Origin of the sequence: Microbulbifer sp. MCCC 1A16149 (genome assembly GCF_050368945.1) — a bacterium.
GTDB lineage: Bacteria > Pseudomonadota > Gammaproteobacteria > Pseudomonadales > Cellvibrionaceae > Microbulbifer.
In genome coordinates, this window is the sequence record NZ_CP185959.1 from 795,568 (window position 1) to 819,163 (window position 23,596).

At 58.4% G+C, this 23,596-nt stretch carries 21 protein-coding genes; 17 read left to right on the forward strand and 4 right to left on the reverse strand.

Annotated features, from left to right (window positions below):
- Nucleotides 1-66: 66 nt before the first annotated feature.
- Nucleotides 67-1,128, reverse strand: coding sequence for a FecR family protein (locus ACONT6_RS03270; protein WP_428820396.1), 1,062 nt, complete (start codon nt 1,126-1,128; stop codon nt 67-69).
- Nucleotides 1,129-1,618: 490 nt separating this feature from the next.
- Entirely contained in the window at nt 1,619-2,146 is a 528-nt protein-coding gene (locus ACONT6_RS03275; RefSeq protein ID WP_428820397.1) for an RNA polymerase sigma factor, read from the reverse strand.
- A 280-nt stretch (nt 2,147-2,426) separates the two neighbouring features.
- On the opposite strand from ACONT6_RS03275, the gene dnaX reads away from it, so the two are divergent.
- The 10 genes from dnaX to ACONT6_RS03325 all read left to right on the forward strand — a co-directional run bounded on the left by dnaX (nt 2,427) and on the right by ACONT6_RS03325 (nt 11,435).
- Nucleotides 2,427-4,688, forward strand: a complete 2,262-nt coding sequence (gene dnaX, locus ACONT6_RS03280) for a DNA polymerase III subunit gamma/tau (protein ID WP_428820398.1) — start codon at nt 2,427-2,429, stop codon at nt 4,686-4,688.
- A gap of 86 nt (nt 4,689-4,774) precedes the next feature.
- Nucleotides 4,775-5,122: a YbaB/EbfC family nucleoid-associated protein gene (locus ACONT6_RS03285; protein WP_078084700.1), complete on the forward strand. Its 348-nt coding sequence runs from the start codon at nt 4,775-4,777 to the stop codon at nt 5,120-5,122.
- A 78-nt stretch (nt 5,123-5,200) separates the two neighbouring features.
- Complete coding sequence (gene recR, locus ACONT6_RS03290) at nt 5,201-5,818, forward strand: recombination mediator RecR (RefSeq protein WP_428820399.1); 618 nt, start codon at nt 5,201-5,203, stop codon at nt 5,816-5,818.
- Complete coding sequence (gene rnd / locus ACONT6_RS03295; RefSeq protein WP_428820400.1) at nt 5,818-6,975, forward strand: ribonuclease D; 1,158 nt, start codon at nt 5,818-5,820, stop codon at nt 6,973-6,975. Before recR ends, rnd begins: the two co-directional genes overlap by 1 nt.
- Nucleotides 6,976-6,994: 19 nt before the next feature.
- On the forward strand, nt 6,995-7,285 hold the full coding sequence (locus tag ACONT6_RS03300; protein ID WP_181254031.1) for a YcgL domain-containing protein: 291 nt from the start codon (nt 6,995-6,997) through the stop codon (nt 7,283-7,285).
- Nucleotides 7,286-7,296: 11 nt separating this feature from the next.
- A complete protein-coding gene (locus ACONT6_RS03305; protein ID WP_428820401.1) occupies nt 7,297-7,749 on the forward strand; it encodes a YcgN family cysteine cluster protein in 453 nt (150 codons plus the stop codon).
- A gap of 37 nt (nt 7,750-7,786) precedes the next feature.
- Nucleotides 7,787-8,152, forward strand: coding sequence for a hypothetical protein (locus ACONT6_RS03310; RefSeq protein ID WP_428820402.1), 366 nt, complete (start codon nt 7,787-7,789; stop codon nt 8,150-8,152).
- Nucleotides 8,153-8,450: 298 nt separating this feature from the next.
- A complete protein-coding gene (locus ACONT6_RS03315) occupies nt 8,451-9,131 on the forward strand; it encodes a YEATS-associated helix-containing protein (protein ID WP_078084697.1) in 681 nt (226 codons plus the stop codon).
- 171 nt (nt 9,132-9,302) lie between these two features.
- Nucleotides 9,303-10,148, forward strand: coding sequence for an AAA family ATPase (locus ACONT6_RS03320; protein WP_428820403.1), 846 nt, complete (start codon nt 9,303-9,305; stop codon nt 10,146-10,148).
- 105 nt (nt 10,149-10,253) lie between these two features.
- Entirely contained in the window at nt 10,254-11,435 is a 1,182-nt protein-coding gene (locus ACONT6_RS03325; protein WP_428820404.1) for a vWA domain-containing protein, read from the forward strand.
- 178 nt (nt 11,436-11,613) lie between these two features.
- On the opposite strand, the gene ACONT6_RS03330 is transcribed toward ACONT6_RS03325, so the two are convergent.
- Nucleotides 11,614-13,095, reverse strand: coding sequence for a peptide MFS transporter (locus tag ACONT6_RS03330; RefSeq protein WP_428820405.1), 1,482 nt, complete (start codon nt 13,093-13,095; stop codon nt 11,614-11,616).
- A 262-nt stretch (nt 13,096-13,357) separates the two neighbouring features.
- Here ACONT6_RS03330 and hrpA point away from each other — a divergent pair, with 262 nt between their 5' ends.
- The 7 genes from hrpA (at nt 13,358) to ACONT6_RS03365 (ending at nt 23,083) form a co-directional block, all read left to right on the forward strand.
- Entirely contained in the window at nt 13,358-17,257 is a 3,900-nt protein-coding gene (gene hrpA, locus ACONT6_RS03335; protein ID WP_428820406.1) for an ATP-dependent RNA helicase HrpA, read from the forward strand.
- 347 nt (nt 17,258-17,604) lie between these two features.
- Nucleotides 17,605-17,946, forward strand: a complete 342-nt coding sequence (locus ACONT6_RS03340) for a copper-binding oxazolone/thioamide-containing RiPP (protein WP_428820407.1) — start codon at nt 17,605-17,607, stop codon at nt 17,944-17,946.
- Between the two features lie 107 nt (nt 17,947-18,053).
- Nucleotides 18,054-18,947 carry an HvfB family MNIO-type RiPP peptide maturase gene (locus ACONT6_RS03345; RefSeq protein WP_428820408.1) on the forward strand — a complete coding sequence of 298 codons (894 nt, stop codon included), beginning with the start codon at nt 18,054-18,056 and terminating at the stop codon, nt 18,945-18,947.
- Nucleotides 18,937-19,791 carry a DNA-binding domain-containing protein gene (locus ACONT6_RS03350; protein WP_428820409.1) on the forward strand — a complete coding sequence of 285 codons (855 nt, stop codon included), beginning with the start codon at nt 18,937-18,939 and terminating at the stop codon, nt 19,789-19,791. The genes ACONT6_RS03345 and ACONT6_RS03350 overlap by 11 nt, the downstream gene beginning before the upstream one ends.
- A gap of 141 nt (nt 19,792-19,932) precedes the next feature.
- On the forward strand, nt 19,933-20,871 hold the full coding sequence (locus tag ACONT6_RS03355; RefSeq protein ID WP_428820410.1) for an MlaA family lipoprotein: 939 nt from the start codon (nt 19,933-19,935) through the stop codon (nt 20,869-20,871).
- 69 nt (nt 20,872-20,940) lie between these two features.
- Nucleotides 20,941-22,191, forward strand: coding sequence for a PP2C family protein-serine/threonine phosphatase (locus tag ACONT6_RS03360; protein WP_428820411.1), 1,251 nt, complete (start codon nt 20,941-20,943; stop codon nt 22,189-22,191).
- 367 nt (nt 22,192-22,558) lie between these two features.
- Entirely contained in the window at nt 22,559-23,083 is a 525-nt protein-coding gene (locus tag ACONT6_RS03365) for an STAS domain-containing protein (protein WP_428820412.1), read from the forward strand.
- Between the two features lie 14 nt (nt 23,084-23,097).
- Here ACONT6_RS03365 and ACONT6_RS03370 read toward each other — a convergent pair whose 3' ends face one another.
- The gene (locus ACONT6_RS03370) at nt 23,098-23,556 is read right to left on the reverse strand and encodes a TerB family tellurite resistance protein (RefSeq protein WP_181254020.1); all 459 of its coding nucleotides are present in this window, start codon (nt 23,554-23,556) and stop codon (nt 23,098-23,100) included.
- Between the last annotated feature and the right edge of the window lie 40 nt (nt 23,557-23,596).

Consider the following 23,596-nt stretch of genomic DNA (forward strand, 5'->3'; position numbering starts at 1 on the left):
TGCGGTGACGGTGATCGCTTAGCTTTTGGCTAAAAAAAGAACGATCACCAAGGCGGGATTTATATCTTAGTTGGGCTTGGCTGACAAGAGAGTCAGGTTCGGATCGCTTTGATCCTGTGCCAAGTCCAGGGCAGTTACGATGGCTGCGAGCGTAGTTTCCGGGTCGGTCAGCTCGAAAGTGCCGGACAGGGGCTTGTCGCTGATGGCGGCGGAGGCCGCAGCCGGAACTTTGAGATAACGATTGAGTTCTTCCAGGGCTTCGCTGAGCGGAGTCTCATCGAATACCAGCTGACCGCGGGTCCAGTCCAGGGCTTCATCGGCGGAAGTGTGCCCGACATCGGACAGTCCGCTGTTGGAGACACTTACTTTCTGGTTGCGGACCAGTTTAACTGATTCGGGTTGCAGGCCGCTGTCTGCGCGGGCTTCGCTGACCGCCACGACACCGCCAGTAACGGACACCCGGGTATTTTCCGGGTTGCGCTCCACATTGAACTGGGTGCCCAGAACGCGAATATTGGCGCTACCGGCCTCTACTGTGAACGGGCGGGAAGTCTGGCGGGCTACATCGAAGAAGGCTTCGCCGCGCAGCAGCTGGGTGCGGCGCTCACCCCGGCTGAAATTGACGATCAGCTCGGAATTGGTATTCAGTTTGACTTCGGAGCCGTCAGGTAGGGCAACGGTGCGGGTTTCACCCACGGCGGTGGTGTACATCTGTTGCTGTACCGGCGCCTGCTGCAACCATTGGTTGCCGATCCACAGGGCAATACCCAGACAGGCGGCGACCGCACTACCACCCATCAGCCATTGGGGCAGGTTCCAACCAGTAGTGTCGGTGTTGCTTGAGCGCGCTTTAGTGGTGATGGGCTTATCGCTGCTGCGATGCTCAGCGCTGGGGGCGCTCTCGGGGTAGAGTTCATCCAGGGGGAGGTGAGACAAGGCACCCAGGTCGCCCCAGAGCTCGGACATTTCGTCGAAAGCCTGGCGATTGGCAGAGGATTCGGACATCCATGCGGCAAAAGCGCGGCGGTCAGCAGAGCTGATCGTGTCGGAGCGCAGGCGCGCGATCCAGGCACATGCCTGGTCAAGCCTGTCTTCCGCTGCTGCTTCTTGTACTTCCTGAGGGTTCACCGCACTAATACCTTGTTTTCCAATAACTGATCGAGCTGTCTGTCAGAGTTGTCATTCGAGGAGTAAATGTCTTGTGGCACTTACGAACCTCGTTTTTTGCCCGATCGCACCAATATGGTGCTACTTTGTGGCGCTCGAAACAACATCCCTGATTTGTTGTGCAATCTTTGCGATAAATCGCTGCAAAATTTAGCACATATTCCCTGCGGAGTCCGTATTTTCTCGTTTGGATACCGCTGTTCATTAGTAAGACGAATGGTCGTCCACCCCCCTCAAACAAATTTAAAAATTTTTGCTGCACGGCGGTGCACTCCCTGTGTTGGGTGCGCCATGGTTGTTCAGTGGCGCAAAATCCTATCCAGGAGCTGCCGAACCGAGAGGGAGTAAAGTCGTCGTTGGAAGTGTTACCGGTGGGGAGTGAATTGTCGGCCAATGCACTCCCGCCAGTCTGTTTCCGACCGCAGACCTCTTATATAGAAGGGAGTATGGACTATAAGTTTCCGACTTTTTTGCGGCAGGCTTTCAGGGCCTGCAAAATGTACTTTTCCACACTGCTCACTGAGATGTTCATTTCCTGAGCAATTTCGGAATAGGACAGGCCGCGACTGCGATGCAGGAGGAAGGCCTGGCGACATTTGAGGGGCAAGCTGTCCATAGCGTCGTGGATGGCTTGCAGCTGTTGCCGGGCAGCGAGCACCCGTTCCGGCGACTGGTGAAATGCGTGGTCGTCGTCGGTAGCGGTCGCACCTTCCGCGGGTAACTGCTGGCTGACGTATTCGATATGCAGCTTGCCGCGGCGCAGCTGGTCCACCGCCAGGTTGTTGGCGATCTGGAACAGATAGGCACGGGGGTTCTCGAGGTCTTTCTCGTCGCTGAGCTTCTGCAGCCGCAGGTAGGCGTGCTGGGCAATGTCTTCGGCGTCTTCGGTGCTGCGCACGATGCGGGTGACAAACCGCACCAGTGCCTGGCCGTGATCGGCAAACAGCTTCTCCAGAAGTGTCTTCCGGGCTTTATTCATTAGTCAGCGGAATCCCCGTACAGCGCTCGTTGCATGTGTTGTGTTTGTTATAAGGCGGGTGCCGACAAGTTATAACACAGCTGAATAGCAATCGACGAGTGGTCGTTTTGACACGATGGAATGACCGAATTGGTCTGACCGTACAGTATTTGCCCCGGGAGCGGCCCTTGCTGGCGGGTGTCTATTCCTGCGCGTTGATGCCGGTATAATGGCCCACTTTGCGGATGCCAGTGACGGCATCCACCTACACAACCATGGCACCGGAAGGTGCGGAGAGCGAATGAGTTATCAAGTACTGGCGCGTAAATGGCGGCCGCGACTGTTCCGGGAGATGGTGGGCCAGGAGCATGTGCTTCAAGCCCTGATCAACGCCCTGGATAACAATCGCCTGCATCACGCCTACCTGTTTGCCGGTACCCGGGGGGTGGGCAAGACCACCATTGCGCGGATCCTGGCCAAGTGCCTGAACTGCGAAACCGGCGTGAGCTCCGAGCCCTGTGGGCAGTGCTCGGTGTGTAACGAGATCGCCGATGGCCGTTTTGTCGATCTCATTGAAGTGGATGCGGCCTCCCGTACCAAGGTGGAGGACACCCGTGAGCTGCTGGAGAATGTTCAGTACGCGCCGACGAGAGGGCGCTACAAGGTGTACCTCATCGACGAGGTGCACATGCTCTCCAACAGCTCCTTCAACGCCTTGTTGAAAACCCTCGAGGAGCCGCCGCCCCACGTCAAGTTCCTGCTGGCCACTACCGATCCGCAGAAATTGCCGGTGACGGTGCTGTCCCGTTGCCTGCAGTTCAATCTGAAAAACATGAGTCCGGAGCGCGTGGTGGAACACCTGCGCTTCGTTTTGGAAAAAGAGCTGGTGCCGTTCGAAGAGGGCGCTCTCTGGCATCTGGGCCGCGCCGCGGATGGCAGTATGCGCGACGCCATGAGCCTGACCGACCAGGCCATTGCCTTTGGTGGCGGCAAGATCAGTGAGGCGGAAGTGCGCGCCATGCTGGGCACGCTCGACAGCACCCTGGTGTGGAAGCTCGTCCGTGCCCTGGCGGAAGAGAATCCTGCGGCCCTGTTCGCCGCAGTAGAGGAGCTTTCCCAGCAGGCACCGGATTACAGCGCTGCTCTGGCAGAGCTGGCAGCCATTCTGCACCGGATCGCCATCGCCCAGGTTTTGCCGGAGGCTATCGACAATGCCCTCGGTGATGCGGAGATGCTGCGCCATCACGCCGCCTCTATGGCTGGCGAAAACGTACAGCTGTTCTACCAGATGGCGTTGCTGGCGCGGCGCGATCTGCCACTGGCGCCGGATCCCCGTGGCGGCTTTGAAATGGCGCTGTTGCGGATGCTCGCGTTCAAGCCCCAGGGCGTTGCGCAAATTCCCACTGCAAGTCTCGCCGGTGCCAATCAGGCAGCACCGCAGACCGCGGGCCAAGCTTCCGCGCAGCCAGGCACTTCGTCAGCAGCGGTCCCAGTAGCTACGCCTTCCCCGCAAGAGACAGCCCAGCCGGCAGTTGCTGCTCCCGAGCCCGCAGCTGCAGTACCGCAATCGGCTCCCGTAAGTGAATCGGTGGCTGCGGACGATGCGCCGCCCTGGTCGGAAGATCCGGCGCCGCAAGTGTCGGCTCAACCTCCGCAGCAGGCTGTCCCCGCACAGGAGCCTCAGCAGGAAGCCCCGGGAAAAAAGTCCCACGCTGAATCGGAGCCGCAGCATACTGTGGCAGAGCCCGCAATGCGGGGTGAGGAGCCTTCAGCTCGGGTAGTGGAGCCTTCAGCGCAAATAGTGGAGCCTTCAGCTCAGGCCGTGGCCCCCTCTGATCACGTCGAGAACCCGGCAGCGTCGGTTGAGCCGTTTTCAACCGGGGGACAACAGCCGACCGCAAATGGTTTTGTTGCCGAAGCGCGACAAACTGCACCCGCTCAGGATTATGCGGCCGACCCGGTTCCCACTGAGCCCGCGCCGCACCAGCCTTCCCAGAATGCGGGGAGCACGGCTACCGACGAGCGCGCGGCAATGCGCGAGCAATTGCGTCAGCAAGTGGCGCAGGTTGAGTCTGCGCCGGTAAATGCGTTTGAGGCTGAGCCCGCCCCTCGGGTAGTGGAGACACCACAACCGGTGGTTGAAGAAGCGGCACCGGTGCCCGCGGCGCGCCTGGATGCGCTGTCACCCGGCAGCTGGCCAGCGATGTATCCACAGATCGGCGTGACCGGTATCCTGCACTCCATTGCCTCGAACCTGGAGTTACTGGGGCGGCAGGACAATATACTGTCTTTTACCCTCGACCAGTCCTCCAGCAGCCTGTATGACGAGGGCCACCAGCGACGCCTGGCGGATGTGCTGGCAGATTTCTTTGGCCAGCCGGTGACCGTGCATATCCAGGTGGGAGAGGTGCACGGCGGCACGCCCGCGCGCCTGATCGCCGCCACCCGAGAGGCGCAGCTGTTGTCTGCGCGCGACGCGCTGAACCGGGATCCACTAGTCCAGGAACTGCAGTCCGAACTGGGCGCGCAGCTGGTACCGGAGTCGGTGGAATACCGGGGATAGCCGGCGGAACACCCAGAGTGAGGTACGCGAGTCGTATCCGCTGAAGAAACCAGATTTAACGCATTGATTGAATGGTGAACTCCATGATGAAAGGTATGGGCGACTTGATGCAGCAGGCCCAGAAAATGCAGGCCGACATGCAGGAACGCATGGAAAAAATGCAAAAAGAACTGACCGAGCTGCGGGTAACCGGTGAATCCGGCGCGGGCATGATCAAGGTCACCATGAATGGCCGTCACGATGTGGTGGATGTGAACATCGACCAGAGTCTGCTCGGTGAAGACAAGGAAATGCTGGAAGACCTGCTCGCCGCCGCAGTCAATGACACGGTACGCCGGGTGGAAGAGGCCGCGCAAAAGCTGCAGAAAGAGCAGATGGGTGGCCTCGCAGCAGGCATGAACCTGCCCGAAGGATTCAAGTTTCCCTTCGGTTGATAGACTGCCAGCCCTTTAATTTTTCGGGGCCCGGAACGGGCCCTTTTTCATTTTCTGAAATCGTCGAACACACACTATATGTTCAGCCCCCTGATTGAAGACCTGATTCGCGCGTTGCGCTGCCTGCCCGGTGTCGGCCCCAAGTCCGCCCAGCGCATGGCCATGTACCTGCTGGAAAAAGACCGCGATGCCGCTGGCCTGCTGGCCAGCTCGCTGCAGCAGGCGGTGGAAAAGGTCGGCCGTTGCAGCCGCTGCCGCACGCTGACCGAGCAGGAAATCTGCGCGTTGTGCAATAACACCCGCCGTGATCACTCGCTGTTGTGTGTTGTGGAAACGCCCGCGGATGTGCTCGCTATCGAACAGGCGGGCAACTATCACGGTCTCTATTTCGTGCTGCATGGCCATCTCTCGCCAATCGATGGTGTGGGCCCTGCGGATATTGGATTGGATGTGCTGGGAGAGCGTCTCGGCGAGCGTCAGGATAGTGAGCAGGCAGGCAGTGCCATCAATGAGCTGATCATTGCCACCAACCCCACCGTGGAGGGCGAGGCGACCGCGCAGTTTATTGCTGAGCGCGCACGGGCCAAGGGTATTGCGGTCAGTCGTATTGCCCACGGCGTGCCCATTGGCGGTGAGCTGGAATATATCGACGGCGGCACCCTTGCGCACGCCTTTAACAGTCGTACGGTGCTGTAATGGTAGAGCAGAACAAAAATCCGCAGGTGCAGGACAAAAACCTGGTGGACACCACCCCGGTGTGGATCGACAGCGCTGCTGAGCTGGCGGAACTCTGCGAGCGCTTGCGCAACCAGGGCGCAGTGGCACTGGATACCGAGTTTATGCGCAGCCGGACTTTCTACCCACTGCCCGCGTTGGTGCAGCTGGGGGATGGCAAGCGCTGCTACCTGATCGACAACCTGGCGATTGAAGATCTCGAGCCACTGCGGGCCTTGCTGGTAGATACCCGCGTGGTGAAGATCATGCACAGCTGCAGCGAGGACCTGGAAACCCTGGATCGCCTGCTGGGCGTCATTCCTGAACCGATCTTTGATACCCAGATTGCCGCGGCCATCAGCGGTATGCGCTCGGGGTTGGGCTATGCCGCCACCGTAAGCGCCCTGCTGCAAATCGATTTGCCGAAGAGCGAAACCCGCTCCGACTGGCTGCAGCGACCGCTCAGCGAATCGCAGAAAAATTACGCGGCGCTGGATGTGGCCTGGTTGCCACTGGTGTACGCCCTGCTGCTGAAAAAACTGCGTGAGCAGGATCGTCTGGAGTGGTTGAAGGAAGACTGCAATGCCGTGGTCGAGGCCGCCCGCAGTCCAGAGCCCTTTGAGGAGTATTACCGCAAGGTGAAAGGGGCCTGGCGCCTGAAGTCCGACCAGCTCGCAGTTTTGCAGGACCTGTGTGCCTGGCGCGAGCGCGAAGCCCGCGCGCGCAATATGCCACGCAATCATCTGTTGAAAGAAAATGTCTGTATGAGCCTCGCCCAGGCCATGCCCAAATATCTCGCCACGCTGGCACAGCCGGGACTGGAAGGGAAAACCCTGCGCAAATACGGCGAAACCCTGCTCGAGATCATTACCGCAGCGGGAGAGCGTGAAGACAAGCCGCCGCGTTTGCCGCAACCCCTCAATCGAGCACAGGGCGAGGTTCTTAAATTGTTGCGCGAGGAAGTTAACAAATTGGCGGAAGCCGCCGATTTGCCGCCGGAAATCCTGGTGCGCAAAAAAGAGTTGGAAGCGCTGGTGCAGGCAGACACGCCCGAGCTGGAAGGTCGACTGTGCGGCTGGCGGCGTCAGGTGGTGGGCGAGCCACTACTAAAAGCATTAAACACCTTGAGACAAGCCTGATGGCCCCGAGTGATACCCCATGAAAGTTCTGTGTGATATTTACCGCAGTCCGCGCGAACAAGAGATGTACCTGTACGTGGAAAAGCGCGAGGGCCTGGCCCGGGTACCCGAAAAGTTGCAGGAACTGTTCGGCAAGCCAGTGCATGTCACCACCATGCTGTTGACCGCCGAGCGCAAACTCGCTCGCGCGGATGTGGAAAAGGTCATGCACGCGGTGCAAGATCAGGGCTACTATCTGCAAATGCCGCCGGTGTCTGATGATGAAATGCGGGCAATTGCCGCGCAGAACAGCAAGCTGCCCCGCGGCTGAGTTGCCATTCAATGGTTAGCCAACGGCCTTTCTGGCAGCGTAAAACCCTCGCGGAAATGACCGAGGCAGAGTGGGAATCCCTCTGTGATGGCTGTGGACGCTGCTGTCTGCATCGCCTGGAAGATGAGGACACTGGTGAGGTCCATACCACCTGTGTTTCCTGCAAACTGCTGGATACACACAGCTGTCAATGCAGTGACTATCCGCACCGCAAACAGAAGGTGCCAGACTGTATCCAGCTGACACCGGAAGATGCCGCGGGGTTTACCTGGCTACCGCGCACCTGTGCCTACCGTATTCTGGCGGAGGGTGGGCAGCTGCCCGCTTGGCATCCACTGGTGTCCGGCGACCCGGATTCGGTGCACAAGGCCGGTATCTCTGTGCAGGACAAGGTGATCAGCGAAGCGGAAGTACAGCCGGATGATTTTGAGGATCACATCGTCATCTGGGTGGACGACGAATAAACACAACCGATAACAGTAAAACGAAAGCGAAGTAAAAATGGCAGAAGAATTCAAATTAGCCTGGGCAGTGTATGCCGGCGGCGTGGTGGTCCTGCTGGCCGCAGGCTTTTGGTTTATGCGTAACTGGAGCTGGTCGTGGGTGCGCAACCTACTGTTGCTGGAAGCAGCTACTGTGTTACTGGTTCCGGCTCGCGGCACCTCACCGGATGGTCCGCTGACTCCGATACTGCCATTATTTGTGTATCAAACCGTGTTTGAGGAAGAGGGCGCCACTCCGGAAGTGGCGGCCAGTCTGGTCTTTGCGGCCGGCGGAGCGCTGGCGGTCATGTTGATCGTGGGGATAATTACCCTGATTGTGCGCCGCCGCAAAGATCGCCCCATGACCGAGAGTGACCAGTTCTAAGGGTTTATACCCATGATCCCGCGCCAGTAGACAACCCCGGCGGTAACTGGCGCCTATTCCTTTCCCTGCTGCGTTCTGCGGCCGCGCATTTTCCCGCAAACTGCTATATCTATTAGAGCCCGCAACAATCCCTTCCAATTCTGGGCCCCCGGATTGTGCGGCGCTGAATGGCTCCTGACTGGGCCAGGAGGCATACATCAAAAGCGGCCGGGAAGCCGTGAGAACAACGGACAAAACACAAAAGTGCCTGCGAAGTGCCTGAAGTGGCGTTTACTGTGCATGGGATAAAGGGACAGGGATGCTCGATCACCTGCTAATACTGACCGCCGTTATGCTGGTCTCCGGTATCCTCGGTGGCCTGGTCAACTACTACCAGATGCTGTTTACCGAGGAAGATCCCGCTGGTCTGGCGCGCTGCCTGATTATGGGATTGTGCGGTGCCCTGATGGTCCCGATTTTCCTCAAGTTCACCCAGAGCGACCTGTTGATTGAAATTCAGGGCGATCCTTCGCGTCTTCTGATTTTCACCGGCTATTGCCTGCTCGCCGCCATTGCTTCGCGCATGTTTGTGTTCAATGCAGCCCGCCGCCAACTGCGGGATGCCAGCATCGCGCGTGCGCGGGTGGAGAACCTGGAACAGGAAATCCGTGCGATGCAGCTGGAAATGATGCCGCTGTTGGAGCACGAAATAGAAGGGGACCCGGACCAGGGACCAACCCTCGATTTCAACCAGATTCGCAAGCTGGATGACAACGCCCTGCATGTGTTGAGTCTGCTCAACAATGGCGATTGTGTGTTCCGCTCCCTCGCCGGCATGGTGCAGGAAGGCAATATGGAGACCAATTCCGTGGCCCGAGCCCTGAATAGTCTGCTGGTCCTGGAGATGGTGGGGAAAATCCACAGCCATCTGGGGATCCGCTGGTATATCACCGACAAGGGGCGTCAGGTTGTGCGCCGCCGTCGCGCACAGGTGGCCTGACCGTCACTCATATCCTCTTCAGTGGCAGTTTGTGACTGCCAGTCCAATGCTGGTCGCATTCTGTCCGGATGCGGCCGCTGCCGTCATTTAATCTGACCGAATCTGCCTTTGGGGCCAACTTGCCGATCCTTTACCATGAGTGCTTTTCGAGCACAGGAATTCGGAGCGGCCATGAAATTCACCGGAACCGACAGTTACGTTGCCACGGACGATCTTCAGATGGCGGTGGACGCGGCAGTCACTCTGCAGCGCCCGCTGTTGATCAAGGGGGAGCCGGGCACCGGCAAAACACTGCTGGCGGAAGAGGTGGCCAGCAGCCTCGGGCTGAAGCTGATCCAGTGGCATATCAAGTCCACCACCAAGGCCCAGCAGGGGCTCTACGAATACGATGCGGTATCGCGTCTGCGGGATTCGCAGCTGGGGGTGGACCGGGTCCACGATATCGGTAACTACATCAAGAAGGGCAAGCTGTGGGAGGCCTTTGAGGCCGACGAACGCGTAGTGTTGCTGATTGATGAGATCGACAAGGCGGATATCGAATTCCCCAACGACCTGCTGGTGGAAATCGACCGTATGCAGTTTTATGTATACGAAACCGGTGAAACCATCACCGCCAAACAGCGCCCGATTGTGATCATTACCTCGAATAATGAAAAAGAGCTGCCGGATGCGTTTCTGCGTCGCTGCTTTTTCCATTACATCAGTTTCCCGGACCGCACGACCATGCAAAAAATTGTGGATGTGCACTATCCGGATATCAAAAATACGTTGGTTGCGGAAGCCATGGATATCTTCTTCCAGATTCGCGACGTACCGGGCCTGAAAAAGAAACCGTCTACTTCCGAGCTGATTGACTGGCTCAAACTGCTGATGGCCGACGATATCTCCGAGGAAGTGTTGAAGAATCGCGATACCACCTCGGCCATACCACCGTTGTACGGTGCGCTGCTGAAGAATGAACAGGACGTGCATATGCTGGAACGTCTGGCTTTCATGGCGCGCCGAGAAAACCGCTAAGCACGCAGCAGTGTAGGAGCCTGCAGTGAAGGCGAACAGCTCGGTGTTGGTTCGCCTGCAGGGCAGGCTCCTACAAAGTAGCACCATCAATCTTTGGAAAACCCAATGCTAATCGGATTTTTCCTGAATCTCCGCCGCTACGAACTCCCGGTATCCATCACCGAGTTGCTTTCGTTGCTGGAAGCCCTGCAGCAGCGGCTGGTCTACGCCAATCTGGACGATTTCTATTTTCTCGCCCGTACCTGCATGGTGAAGGACGAGAAGCACTTCGATAAATTCGACCGCGCCTTCGCCGCCTACTTTAAAGACCTGGAATCCATGGACGATATTCTCGAGCAGATGATTCCGGAGGACTGGCTGCGCGCGGAGTTTATGAAGCAGCTAAGCGAGGAAGAGAAGGCAAAGATCCAGTCCATGGGTGGGCTGGAGAAGATGCTGGAGGAGTTCAAGAAACGCCTCGAGGAACAGAAGAAAAAGCACAGCGGCGGCAACAAGTGGATCGGTACCGGCGGCACCAGCCCGTTCGGCAACAGTGGCTATCACCCGGGTGGCATCCGGGTGGGGGGGCAGAGTCGCAACAAGTCCGCATCCAAAGTTTGGGAGAAACGCCAGTTCCGCAACCTCGATGACAGCCTCAGCCTTGGCACCCGTAATATCCAGGTTGCCCTGCGCAAACTGCGCAAATTCGCCCGCTCCGGTGCGGCGGAAGAGCTGGATCTGGATAACACGATTAAATCCACCGCCCGCAACGCCGGCCTGCTGGATATCAAGATGGTGCCCGAGCGCCACAATGCGGTGAAGGTGCTGATCTTTTTCGATGTCGGCGGTTCCATGGACCCGTACGTGAAACAGTGTGAGGAACTCTTCTCCGCTTGCCGCAGTGAGTTCAAGCATCTGGAGTATTTTTATTTCCACAATTTTGTGTACGAACATGTGTGGAGAGATAACCAGCGCCGCTACTCGGAATCCACGCCGCTGGTGGAAGTACTGCGTACCTATGGCAAGGATTACAAAGTGATTTTCGTTGGCGATGCATCCATGGCGCCTTATGAAATCACCAGCCGCTTTGGCAGTGTTGAACACATGAATGAAGAGCCGGGGGCGGCCTGGATGCAGCGCGTCACCAATACCTACGAAAAACTGGTATGGCTCAACCCCACTTCCGAAGAGTATTGGCAGTACACCTCGAGTATCAGCATGACCCAGAAATTGGTGGATGGGCATATGTATCCGATGACTATCGAGGGGTTGGATCGGGCGATTGCCTATCTAGTGAAAGGGCGCTGACAAAACTTCGAATCCTTCTATTCGAAGTGAGTTCGTTGGAATTGAAGGTGGCGATGCCGGGTACAGCCTTGTGAAACCTTCCGCGAGAGGGACCTCGCGGAAGAGCCCCCAGGGATGGGTTCACGGCGTGTTTCACAAGGCTGTACCCGGCAGCGCCACCGCCACCGAGCTTAATTTTTTATTCCCCAAACTTCCGCTGAGGTGCCACATCGTGGTCGGCGGTGATGCCGATTTCTTCCTTGGTGGTGTCTTTCACCACGGTATGTTCTTCCTCGGCGCCGTGCATCCAGTCCACCAGCTTCTCGCGGATAAAGAACAGGATAAGCCCGGCAGTAATCGCCGCAATCGCCACGCCGCCAAAGGTCGCTATCGGACCGGACTCGCCCACCAGCTTACCAATCTCCGCCGCGCCCTTATTGGCAATACCGATAAACGCAAACCACAGCCCCATCATTAGCGACAGATAACGCAGCGGAGCGAGTTTCGTCACCATCGACAGACCGATGGGTGACAAGCACAGCTCACCAATCGTGTGGAAGATATACGCTACCACCAGCCACCAGGGGCTCGCTTTAGCGGTTTCTGAATCCCCGATCTGCATCGCCGCACCCACCATGGATACGAACCCCAGGCCAAGGAAAATCAGGCCCAGGCTGAATTTTCCCGGTGAGGTCGGTTCGCGCGAACCCAACCCCACCCAGATACTCGCCACGATCGGCGCGAGGATGATGATGAACAGCGGGTTGACCATCTGCAGCCAGCTGGCCGGAATCTCAAAACCGAAAATGTGCAGGTCCGTGTTGTACTTGGCGAACAGGTTCATGGAACCCGCCGCCTGCTCAAAGCCCGCCCAGAAAATCACCGTAAACAGACCCAGGATCAGGATCACCTTGATACGGTCGCGTTCCTCTGGCGTCAGCGGGCGCTTCTTGTCGTCACTGCTCAGGTTCGGTTTCAGCCCCAGTTTTGCCGACGGCTGGTTGCCGATTTCACCGAGCATCTTGTCGGCCTGGGTCATCTGCAGAATCAGGCCCAGCAACATACCCAGACCCGCGACAAAAAAGGCCAGCTGGTAATCTACCTTCTCGCCGATCCAGCCGATCACCAGATAGCCGAGAATCGAACCCAGGTTGATCCCCATATAGAAAATGGTGAACGCTGTATCCCGGCGCTTGTCGCCCTCGTCGTACAGGTCGCCCACCATGGTGGAGATGTTCGGTTTGAAAAAGCCATTGCCGATGATCATCAAAGCCAGGCCAAGCCAAAGCCCGTAAATCTCCGTACCGTCCGGTAGCCACTTGTGCGGGAAACCGAGGGCGAACTGCCCCAGCATCATCAGCACCCCGCCGAACATGATGCAGCGCCGCTGGCCCCATTTGTTGTCTGCCATCCAGCCGCCGATGATCGGTGTCAGGTACACCAGCATGGCGTAGGTGCCCAGGTAGCTCAGCGCCTTGGACTGCAGCTCGGTATCAGAGAGTGCGTCCCAGCCGAATGCGGCGGCGGCAGCGGTGGAAGTGAGGTAAAACACGAAGATACCGCGCATACCGTAGTAGCTGAGGCGCTCCCACATTTCGGTACCGAACAGCAGGAACAGCCCCTTCGGGTGTCCCATCATCTCGCCGGCCGTAGCCGGGGGTCTTGGCTTGAGATCTTGCATGTGCGCTCCTTACCTCTTCGCGCTGGCGGCAATCTGCCCAACCGGTGGGAGGGCGGCTGTTGCGTGTACGCTCGTCGCCCTGTTGGGCATCGAGTGGAATCGTCTGGAAGTCCGTTGGAAAAGTGTCGCGCACATGGTCCGTTTCGAGGGTTGTAATGTGCGCCATCGACCTGAGTATAGATCAGGAGTTTAGGGACAGACCCCGGCAGTCCCCAGCAGGTATAATCGCCGGTTTGCCATTTTCCTCTGAATAAGCAGTCATATGAGTCGAGAGTCCACCCAGCCGAATCTGCAGCAGTACCAGCAGTTGCTTCCCCAGTGTATGGGGCGCGATCGCTTTGAGCTGCAGCGCACCCTCAAGAGCGCCCAGCGTCGGCTGAAAGAGGGCAAGCCAGCGGACAAGATGCTGGCCCAGCTGGAAAGCCGGGTGGCGGCCTCTGTAGCGCTGGCGGAGGCGCGCCGGCAGAAGCTGCCCAAGGTGGAGTGGCCGGAAGGCCTGCCCGTTGTCGCGCGGCGGGAGGAGATAGCGGAGCTGATTGCCGCAAACCAGGTGGTGGTGGTGGCGGGGGAGACCGGTTCCGGCAAGACCACCCAGTTGCCCAAAATCTGCCTGGAACTGGGGCGCGGTATCTTCGGCCAGATCGGCCATACCCAGCCGCGGCGGATTGCCGCGCGCACCGTGGCCAACCGTATCGCGGAAGAGCTTGGGCAGTCTCTGGGGGATTCCGTGGGCTACCAGGTGCGGTTTACCGACCAGAGCACCGAACACACCCATATCAAGCTGATGACCGACGGCATTCTGCTGGCGGAAATCCAGCGCGATCCGCTGCTTAACCAGTACGACACCCTGATTATCGATGAGGCCCACGAGCGCAGCCTCAATATCGACTTCCTGCTGGGTTACCTGAAGACCCTGCTGCCGCGGCGGCCGGATCTCAAAATCATCATCACCTCTGCGACCATCGACCTGGAGAAGTTCTCCCGGCATTTCGACAATGCGCCGATCATTGAGGTATCCGGGCGTACCTACCCGGTGGATATCCACTACCGGCCGCCGGCAGACAGCGATGCGGACCTGAACGAGCAGATTATCGGTGCCGTGGAAGAGCTGCTGCACGAGGAGAAATCCTCACCCCGTCGCGGCGGCGATATTCTGGTATTCATGAGCGGCGAGCGGGAAATCCGCGAGTGTGCCAAGGCCTTGCGGGATGCCCATTTGCCGCACCTCGAGGTGTTGCCTCTGTATGCGCGTCTCAGCCTGGCGGAGCAGACGCGGGTGTTTGCGCCGCACAAGGGGCGCAGGATCGTACTCGCCACCAACGTGGCAGAGACCTCAATTACCGTGCCCGGTATCCGCTATGTGATCGACCCGGGTACCGCGCGTATCAGTCGCTACAGCTATCGCAGCAAGATCCAGCGCTTGCCGGTAGAGGCCATTTCCCAGGCCAGCGCCAACCAGCGGGCCGGTCGCTGTGGCCGGGTCAGCGCCGGTGTGTGTATACGCCTGTATGAAGAGAGCGATTTTATTCAGCGCCCGGAATTCACCGATGCGGAAATCCTGCGCACCAACCTGGCTGCGGTCATCCTGCAGATGCTGCAACTGCGTATCGGTGATATCCGCGAATTTCCGTTTGTGGATCCACCGGATCAGCGACTGATCAACGACGGTTACAACCTGCTGCAGGAACTGAAAGCCGTCGATGGCAAGGGGCGGGTGACTCCGCTGGGACGTGCACTGTCGCGGTTGCCGCTGGATCCGCGCCTCGGTCGTATGCTGATGGAATCCGGTCCCGCAGGTAGCCTGCGGGAACTGCTGATTATTGTCAGCGCACTGGCGGTGCAAGATCCCCGCGAACGCCCGGCGGAAAAACGCCAGGCCTCTGATGAAAAGCACAAGCAGTGGCAACACGAGCAGTCGGATTTCCTCAGCCTGGTAAACCTGTGGGATGGCTATGAAGCCCAGCGACAGGAATTGAGCCAGAACCAATTGCGCAAGTGGTGCCAGAAAAACTTCCTGTCCTGGTTACGACTGCGCGAGTGGCGAGACATCCATCACCAGCTGCGCCTCGCAATCCGCGACCTGGACCTGAAGCTGAACAAGGAGCCGGCGCCCTACGCCAATGTGCACAAGGCGATCCTGCCCGGGCTGCTGGACAATATCGGCGTGCGCGATGAGAACAAGGAATTCCTCGGCTGTCGCAATCGCCGCTTCCATATCTTTCCCGGTTCCGGCCAGTTCAAGAAGCCGCCGCGCTGGGTGGTGGCCGCTCAGCTGCTGGAAACCAGTCGTTTGTATGCGCACACGGTGGGCAAGATCGAACCGGACTGGGTACTGGGCTGTGCCGAGCACCTGGTCAAACGCAATTATTTCGAGCCCCATTACAATCCGCGCTCGGGCGCAGTGATGGCATTTGAAAAGGTCACCCTGTACGGCCTGGTGCTGGTAGATAAACAGCGCATCCATTTCAGCAAGCTGGACCCGGTTGTCGCGCGCGAGGTGTTTATCCGCGAGGCGCTGGTAGAGCAGCGTTACCGTGGCAAAGGCAAGTTCTTCAAGCATTACAAAGCGTTGCTGGAAGAGCTGGAAGATCTGGAAGCAAAATCCCGGCGTCGCGATATCGTCGTGGATGACGAAGTGGTGTACCGCTTTTTCGATGAGCGAATTCCCGCGGAAGTCGTCAACCTGGCGGGATTTGAAAAGTGGCGCAAGCAGGCGGAGCAGAAGGATCCCGAATTACTGTTCCTGCCGCGCGATCTGATGATGCAGCAGGATGCGGATCACGTGGGCGAGGCCCAGTTCCCGGATTCGTTGATCAGTGGCGGTATCGAATATCCACTGAGCTATCACTTCGAACCGGGCAGTATCGATGACGGCGTCAGTATCCAGGTACCGGTAGGTGCCCTGCATCAGGTGCCCGCCGCGCGCCTGCAGTGGGTGGTGCCCGGTATCCTGCGCGACAAGTGCATTGCCTTGGTCAAAAACCTGCCCAAGCAGTACCGCAAGTATTTCGTGCCGGTGCCCGCCGCGGTGGATAAGGCGCTGCCGCGCATGCAGCCTGGCAATACCCCACTGTGGCAGGCGCTGGCGCACGAGCTGAAACGCCAGACCGCGCAGGAACTGCCGCAAGAAGCCTGGCAGGCGGCGGAGCAGGGCGTGGAGGACTTCTACCGTTTCAATATCCAGGTGCTGGATGAAAAAGGCCAGCTACTGGACCAGGACCGCGACCTGGAAATCCTGCAGGCCCGCTACCGCGACCGGGTACAGCAGGAGTTGGCCAGCGCTGGTGACGATTTCGAGCGAGAGGGCATTACCCAGTGGGATTTCGGAGACCTGCCGGAAACCCACCAGCTCGACCAGGGCGGCCTCAAGGTGCGCGCCTACCCGGCGCTGATTGCCAACACGGAAAGCGTCGACCTTAAGTTGCTGGATAACCCGGACGAGGCCCGACAGCTGACCCGCGCCGGCATCTGTCGCCTCGCCATCCTGCACCTGCCGGAGCCGGTGAAGTACCTGCGCAAGGAATTGCTCAAAGGCAAGGAGCTCGGCCTCAGCGCCGCCGATCTCGGACGTCGGGAAGAGGTGGCCGACGATATCCTGATGGCTGCGGTGCGCGAATGTTTCTGGGCGGACGAAAACTGGCCGCGCAGCCAGAGGGAGTTTCTCGCCGCGCTGGAACAGCGGGAAAAACTGGTGGGAATCGCACAGGAGATTGCCGGCCTGCTGGTAAAAGTCCTCGCCCAGCTGGTGCCCCTGCGCAAGCAGATCAAGCAGCAGAAAAACCTGGCGGTGGCCATGGCGGTAGGGGATATCAATCGTCAACTGAGTGGTATGTTCTATCGTGGTGTGCTGTTCCACACGCCGCTGGAATGGCTGCGCCAGTACGGGCGTTACCTGAAAGGCATTGAATTGCGGTTGGAAAAGGCCGCGCTCGATCCGAACCGGGACCGGCGCCTCAGTTCTGAATTCCAGGAGGCAGAGGAACCCTATCAGGCCGCTGCGAGCAAGCGCGATCCACTGATGATGGCGGGGGACCCGCAGATGGTGGAATACCGCTGGATGCTGGAGGAGTTCCGGGTATCCCTGTTTGCGCAATCCCTCAAGACGCTGATGCCGGTATCGATCAAGCGTCTGCGCAAGTTCTGGGCCGAGCTGGGGCTGTAAACCCGGGTGCGCTGTTTTCGCGCCTCCCTTGCCCAGCGGGTTATTTCGGGTCTCGATGACAGCGTTGGTCAGTCATCCGAACTTTTTGTCTCTGCGTATGTAAGAATCAATGGGTTGCCGCGACTATTCTCTTGTCGTGGCAGTATGTGCGGCAGGTTAGAACTGGTTCACAGTTGCGGATATTCGGTTGAACCTGAATCCGGAACCGTTAGTCTGACCGATAACCCAATGCTCAACCGGGAAACTATAATCCGGAAGCGGCGGATTTCGCGCCGTTTGCGGGAATAGCCCCCAGCATTTGCGAAGAGCCCCAAACAGGCTCTCGAACTTCCAACAGGAGATCCACTATGAACAAGAAGAATCTGCCGCTCGCGGCTGCCGTTGGTGCCGCTTTCATTGCCTCAGCCACCCTGAGCGCCTCCACTTCCGCCAATCCGTTTACCGCCACCGAGCTGACCGCCGGCTACAACCTGAAAATGGCCGATGACCACGGCAAGAAGAAGGAAGGCAAGTGCGGCGAAGGGAAATGCGGCGAGGACAAAAAGAAAGAAGGTAAGTGCGGCGAAGGTAAATGCGGAGAAGGCAAAAAGAAAGAGGGTAAGTGCGGCGAAGGTAAATGCGGCGAAGGTAAGCAGAAAGAAGGCAAGTGTGGCGAGGGCAAGCAGAAAGAAGGCAAGTGCGGCGCCTGATAGCCCAGCCTATCGCCTGACAGTAGCCCGGCCTCGGAGCCGGGTTGCTTTTTATTTAGCACGGACATACAGACCCGGACATCAACAAAGTATCCAGGATTCTCGCTATGACTGAATCGCGCCAGTACCCCGTTCATGGCGCCGGCCTGGGGCTCAGGCGATCCATGATGGGTGAATCTCTGACTACCGAGCAGGTGGACTTCCTGGAAGTCGCACCGGAAAACTGGATCGGTGTCGGCGGTCGCTACGGGCGCTGGTTGAGATCCTTCACCGAGCGTTTCCCTTTCGTCACCCACGGATTGTCTCTGTCCATCGGCTCGCCAGCACCGCTCGATGAGGAACTGGTAAAATCCATCAAGCAGTTTATCCGTGAGCACGACATCCGCTGTTACAGCGAACATCTCAGTTACTGCTCCGATCACGGCCACCTTTACGATCTGTTACCGATCCCGTTTACCGAAGAGGCGGTGCACTACGTAGCCGGCCGAATCCGGCGGGTACAGGATATTCTCGAGCAGCGTATCGCCATGGAGAATGTCTCCTACTACGCCGCACCGGGGCAGGAAATGTCTGAGCTGGAATTTCTGAATGCGGTGCTGCAGGAAGCCGATTGCGACCTGTTACTGGACGTTAACAATATCTACGTCAACGCCATCAATCACTGTTACGACGCCGAAGCATTCCTGCTGGGCCTTCCTGCGCAACGAATCCGTTACGCCCATGTGGCGGGGCACTTTGATGAGGCGGAAGACCTCAAGGTGGATACCCACGGCGCGCCGGTGATCGACCCGGTATGGCAGTTATTGCAGCGTGCCTATGAAACGTATGGTCCGGTGCCCACCTTGCTGGAGCGGGATTTCAATATCCCCCCGTTGCCCGAGCTGTGCACCGAAGTCGCGCGGATACGCGACTATCAGGTTTCGGCGACAGCTCAGGCATCGGCGACGGGTTCTGTCCCTGAATGCGCGCAGTCTGCTGCGGAGGTGGTTCATGGGCGCTGACACTCCCATCGGTAACGGAACTGGCAGCAAAGCCGGCTTTGTAAAGTTGCAGCGGGAGCTCACCGCACACCTGCGCGCGCCCGCTGAAATTCCCGCACCGGCGGATATGGAAGACCGTCGCGTGGGTATCTACCGGGACCTGATTTACAACAATATCGAATCCTTTATCGCCGGTGGTTTTCCGGTTCTGCGCAGTATCTTTGACGACGAACCGTGGCACGCCATGGTGCGCGATTTTGTCCAGCGACACACTGCACATAGTCCGTATTTTCTGCAGATCAGCGAAGAATTTCTCCAGTATCTGCAGAACGAGCGCGCGGTCAGCGCGGCCGGCGAATCGGATCCGCCATTTATGCTGGAGTTGGCCCACTACGAGTGGGTAGAACTGGCAGTGGATGTCAGCGACTCTGTATTCCCCAAGGACCTTGAACATAACTGTAATGACGAGCAGATCCTGGACTGGGCGCCTGTGGTATCACCGCTTGCCTGGAATCTCAGTTATCACTATCCGGTACATCACATCGGTCCGGCGCACCAGCCGGTTGAACCACCGCAAACGCCGACGTTCCTGGTGGTATATCGCGATCGAGCTGATACTGTCGCCTTTCTTGAGGCAAACGCCGTCACCGCGCATTTACTCACATTGATTCAGGATGCGAACCCGGTCGCTGATCCATCCGCCGAATCCGCGCAGTATCCGGTCACAGCCAGTGGGCGGATGCTGTTACAGCGTCTCGCCGAAGACTTGCAGCACCCCGAGCCTGATCAATTGCTGGGGTTCGGCACCGAAATACTGAAAAAACTCCTCGGCCTGGATATTCTCGCGGGATTCAGGCCGCTTTAGCGTTCGGCGTTAAAGCGATCAGCCCACTTGGCGAAAACCGCCAGCTGCTATGCTCGCTAAGCGGCCAGTGTTAATATTGCCCCATTGAAATAAACAGATTCTGATTTGAACAAACGAAATTTTTTTGCGAGGAGCAGGGAATTGCTTGAGCGCACACACGTAACAGCCTGGGTCCTGGCCGCAACTCTGTCGGCGCCCCTGGTAATGGCACAGGATGCTTCGGATCCATTTGCAGAGGTGCCCAATGAGGCCCCTGCAGCGACCACCTCATCACCTGATACCAGTGAGACCTCCGGTGATACTGCTCCGGCCTCTACTGAGGATACCGGGGATGCCGCAAGCTCTGATGATTTTGGCGCCGAGGATGGATTTGGTTCCGACCTGGAAGACGAATACGGGTTTGATCCCGCCGATGAGTTCTCCAGTGCCGAAGAGCCCGAAGATCGCGATCCCTGGGAAGGCTTCAACCGCGCTATGTTCCGCTTTAACGACACCGCGGATCGCTGGTTCCTGAAACCCGCGGCGGTCAGCTATCGCCAGGTGACGCCCATTTTCATGCAGACTGGAGTCTCCAACTTCTTTTCCAATCTGCGCGAGATCAACAACATCCTGAACGACGTACTGCAGTGGAAATGGGGGCAGGCCGGTAATGATACTGGTCGTTTCCTGGTAAACAGCACCGTGGGACTTGTGGGTTTGTTCGATGTGGCGCAGCATATGGGACTGGAACCCAGTGATGGAGAGGACTTTGGCCAGACGCTGGCCGCATGGGGCGCCCCCTCAGGACCCTACGTGGTAATGCCTTTCATTGGCCCCTCTACGGTACGGGACGTGCCCGGTGTGGTGGTTGAGTGGTATACCAACCCCCTAACCTATGTAGACGACACCACGGTAGAGTACTCGCTGAAGGTTGTGGACCTAGTGCAATTTCGCGCCAGCCTGCTGCAAGCCGAGTCCCTGTTGCAGGGCGATCGCTACGTCCTGATGCGCGATGCGTACCTGCAGCGGCGCGAGTTCCTGATCAATGATGGTGAACAGGAAGATGATTTTGGCGGCGACCTGGATGACTACGACTTCTGACGCCCATTCCCTCAAAGCGGCGCCCGCCTCTGCGGGTGCCGCTACTTTCCCCGCGTGCGGGGCTCGCTAATGAGTAGCTCCACGCACATTTCCTCCCCGATTCAGAAAACCTCCCCGGAAGCGGCGGCCACCCGCAGCGAGCGACATGGGCTGCTACTGATTGATGCGGACGAGCCTTCCCGTCAACAAGTGCAGAATGCCCTCGTACGGCTCGGTTTTACCATCACCCTGGTAGAAAACGGTGTTGAGGCCATCGGCCGCTTCTCTCCCGACAAACACGGCCTTGTGGTGACCGACCTGCACCTGCCGGATATGGGCGGGCTGGAAGTGCTGCGCAAGGTGAAGCACCTGTCGCCGGATACCCCGGTGGTGGTGTTGGCCGCCAACAGCGATGTCGATGATGTGGTGCAGGCGCTGCGACTCGGCGCCAGTGATTACCTGCTTACTCCCATCGCCGATGAGAGCGTGATCGATCATGCCGTAAAACGGGTAATCGAGGCGCGGGATCTTGCGGCGGAGAATCGCGAATATCGAGAACAACTGGAGGAGCGCAATCGCGAGCTGCACGATCACATCGAGTTGCTCCAGCGCGACCATCAGGCGGGTCGCCAATTGCAGCAACACCTGCTGCCGCGTACACCCTACGAATACCCGGCGGGCATCACCGCCGCCTACCGCCTGTTGCCCTCCCTGTACCTGAGTGGCGACTTTATTGACTACGGTCTGTTCGGCGAGCGTTTCGTCGCTTTCTACCTGGTGGACGTCTCCGGTCACGGCGTGTCCTCGGCGCTGGTTACCGCGCTGATCAAACACAGCATCATGCATCTGTTGCGGGAGCGCCCGCTGTTCAGCCAGCTGAATACCATTGATCGGGATATCACCGAGATTCTCGAAATGATCAACGGCGAGCTGATAGCTACCCGGCTCGACAAGCACGCCAGTATGTTTGTGGGGGTGGTGGACAGCCGTGCACGCCAGTTGCACTACGCCGTGGCCGGTCAGGTACCCGTGCCGGCGCTTGTGACCCGCGAAGGGGCCCATTGGCTTGCAGGTAAAGGGCGACCATTGGGGCTGTTTCAGCAGGGCGACTGGGAAGTGCGCCACTGCAGCCTGCCCACCAGCTGGCGGCTGGTGGCGTGCTCTGACGGTGTACTGGAGTTGCTTCCCGGAAACCTGCTACAGAAGGAAGAGGCCCTGCTGCAGAAGATCGACCACAGCCGCGGTGACCTGGATACCCTCTGCGCGGCACTGAAGGTCGATACCGCTGAATCCTTCCCCGATGACATTACCATTCTCACCCTGAGGCAGGATGAGCAGTAGGCGCCAATAAGGCCCGATTCTTGCTGTCTTTTTAGCCTGTATTTCTCGATGCGCCGTTCAGGAGCCGTTCACCACCGGTACCCGACACTGGCAATGTGTACCGGCCAACCAGGCGATCGGTAGTATCCGGATCCAGGGATTACCGGACTATTTGGTCACCAGTGTTAACCGGTTCACACTGGTCTTGTCAGCACCGGTGGGCAGGAGTAAGCTCCGCCCACTTCTGGGTCTCTTTGCGTGATACGGATCTCTGGTCCGGCGCCGATTGAGTCAGGCTTGCACAAGGAACTGTGCCGCGGCCACAAGCCGCAAATCATCCATTTCGTTCCCTGGTTCGGGACAAGAACAGGGCGCGTTAGAGGTTACTATGCAGTCCGGGCAGATAATGGTTGGCGACCACCAGGGCATTTATGTCGTGAAACTGGTGGGCGATGTACGCCTCAATCTATGTACGTCATTCGATAACTTTATCGACAAGATGTTTTCCCACGGCGAATTTCGCGGCGTGGTGTTCGATATGCATGAAACGCAAGGGGTCGACAGCACCACCCTGGGGCTGATGGCCAAGATTGCGTTTCGCTGTGCCGAGCGCCACGGTGGCAAACCACTGGTATTGTGTGAAGATCGCGGCTTGCTTCATCTTCTGGATTCCATGGGATTCGAGGAGCTGATGGATATTTCCAGCGACGCCGACAACGACGCCTATCACGCGGAACCCCGGCCGCTTAATTGCAACGCGCCGGATGAACACACTGCGCGGGAAATGGTGCTGGAAGCACACCGCGTGCTGATGAGTATGAATGAAAAGAACGCGGAGACCTTCCGCGACCTGGTGCACGCGCTGGAAACTGAGCAGGCGGCCCAGGGCCACAAGTCCGTGGCCAATCACTAAGTAAGCGTTACCGATCAGCCTGCGTTGTCGTCGCGCGCCTCGGCGCGCGCCCGGGTAAAAAGCCCGTGAGGCAGATAGATCAGCTCCGCAACCCGCCGGATCAGGTGCTCCTCAAAGGCATCGATTTCCCCATCTGCAAATGCCACCTCCCACATCTGCTTCACCAGCAGGTATTTGTCCCGCTCGGTAAAGTTCTCGTTTACCGTCTGGGTAAACTCGTACAGTGAAGTTGCCTCGTGGCGGTTGGCCAGCGCCCGGGTTACCAGGTCCTGTGCGGTTTCATCGTCCAGCTTGTAATGCTCCCGCAGCAGCCGGACCAGGGCGTCTCGCTCGCGCTCGTCCACCTTCTGGTCCGCAGTGGCGATCTCTGCCATCAGTGCCGCGCTGATCATGCGTACGTCTTTTTCTTCGCGCACTTCCACGCTGTCCCCGCGTCCGATCTGATCGAACAGTTTGCGAATCTGCTGCAGCATGGTCGGGGTTTCCTCTTTTCGTGGAAGTTTTCGTTTCGGG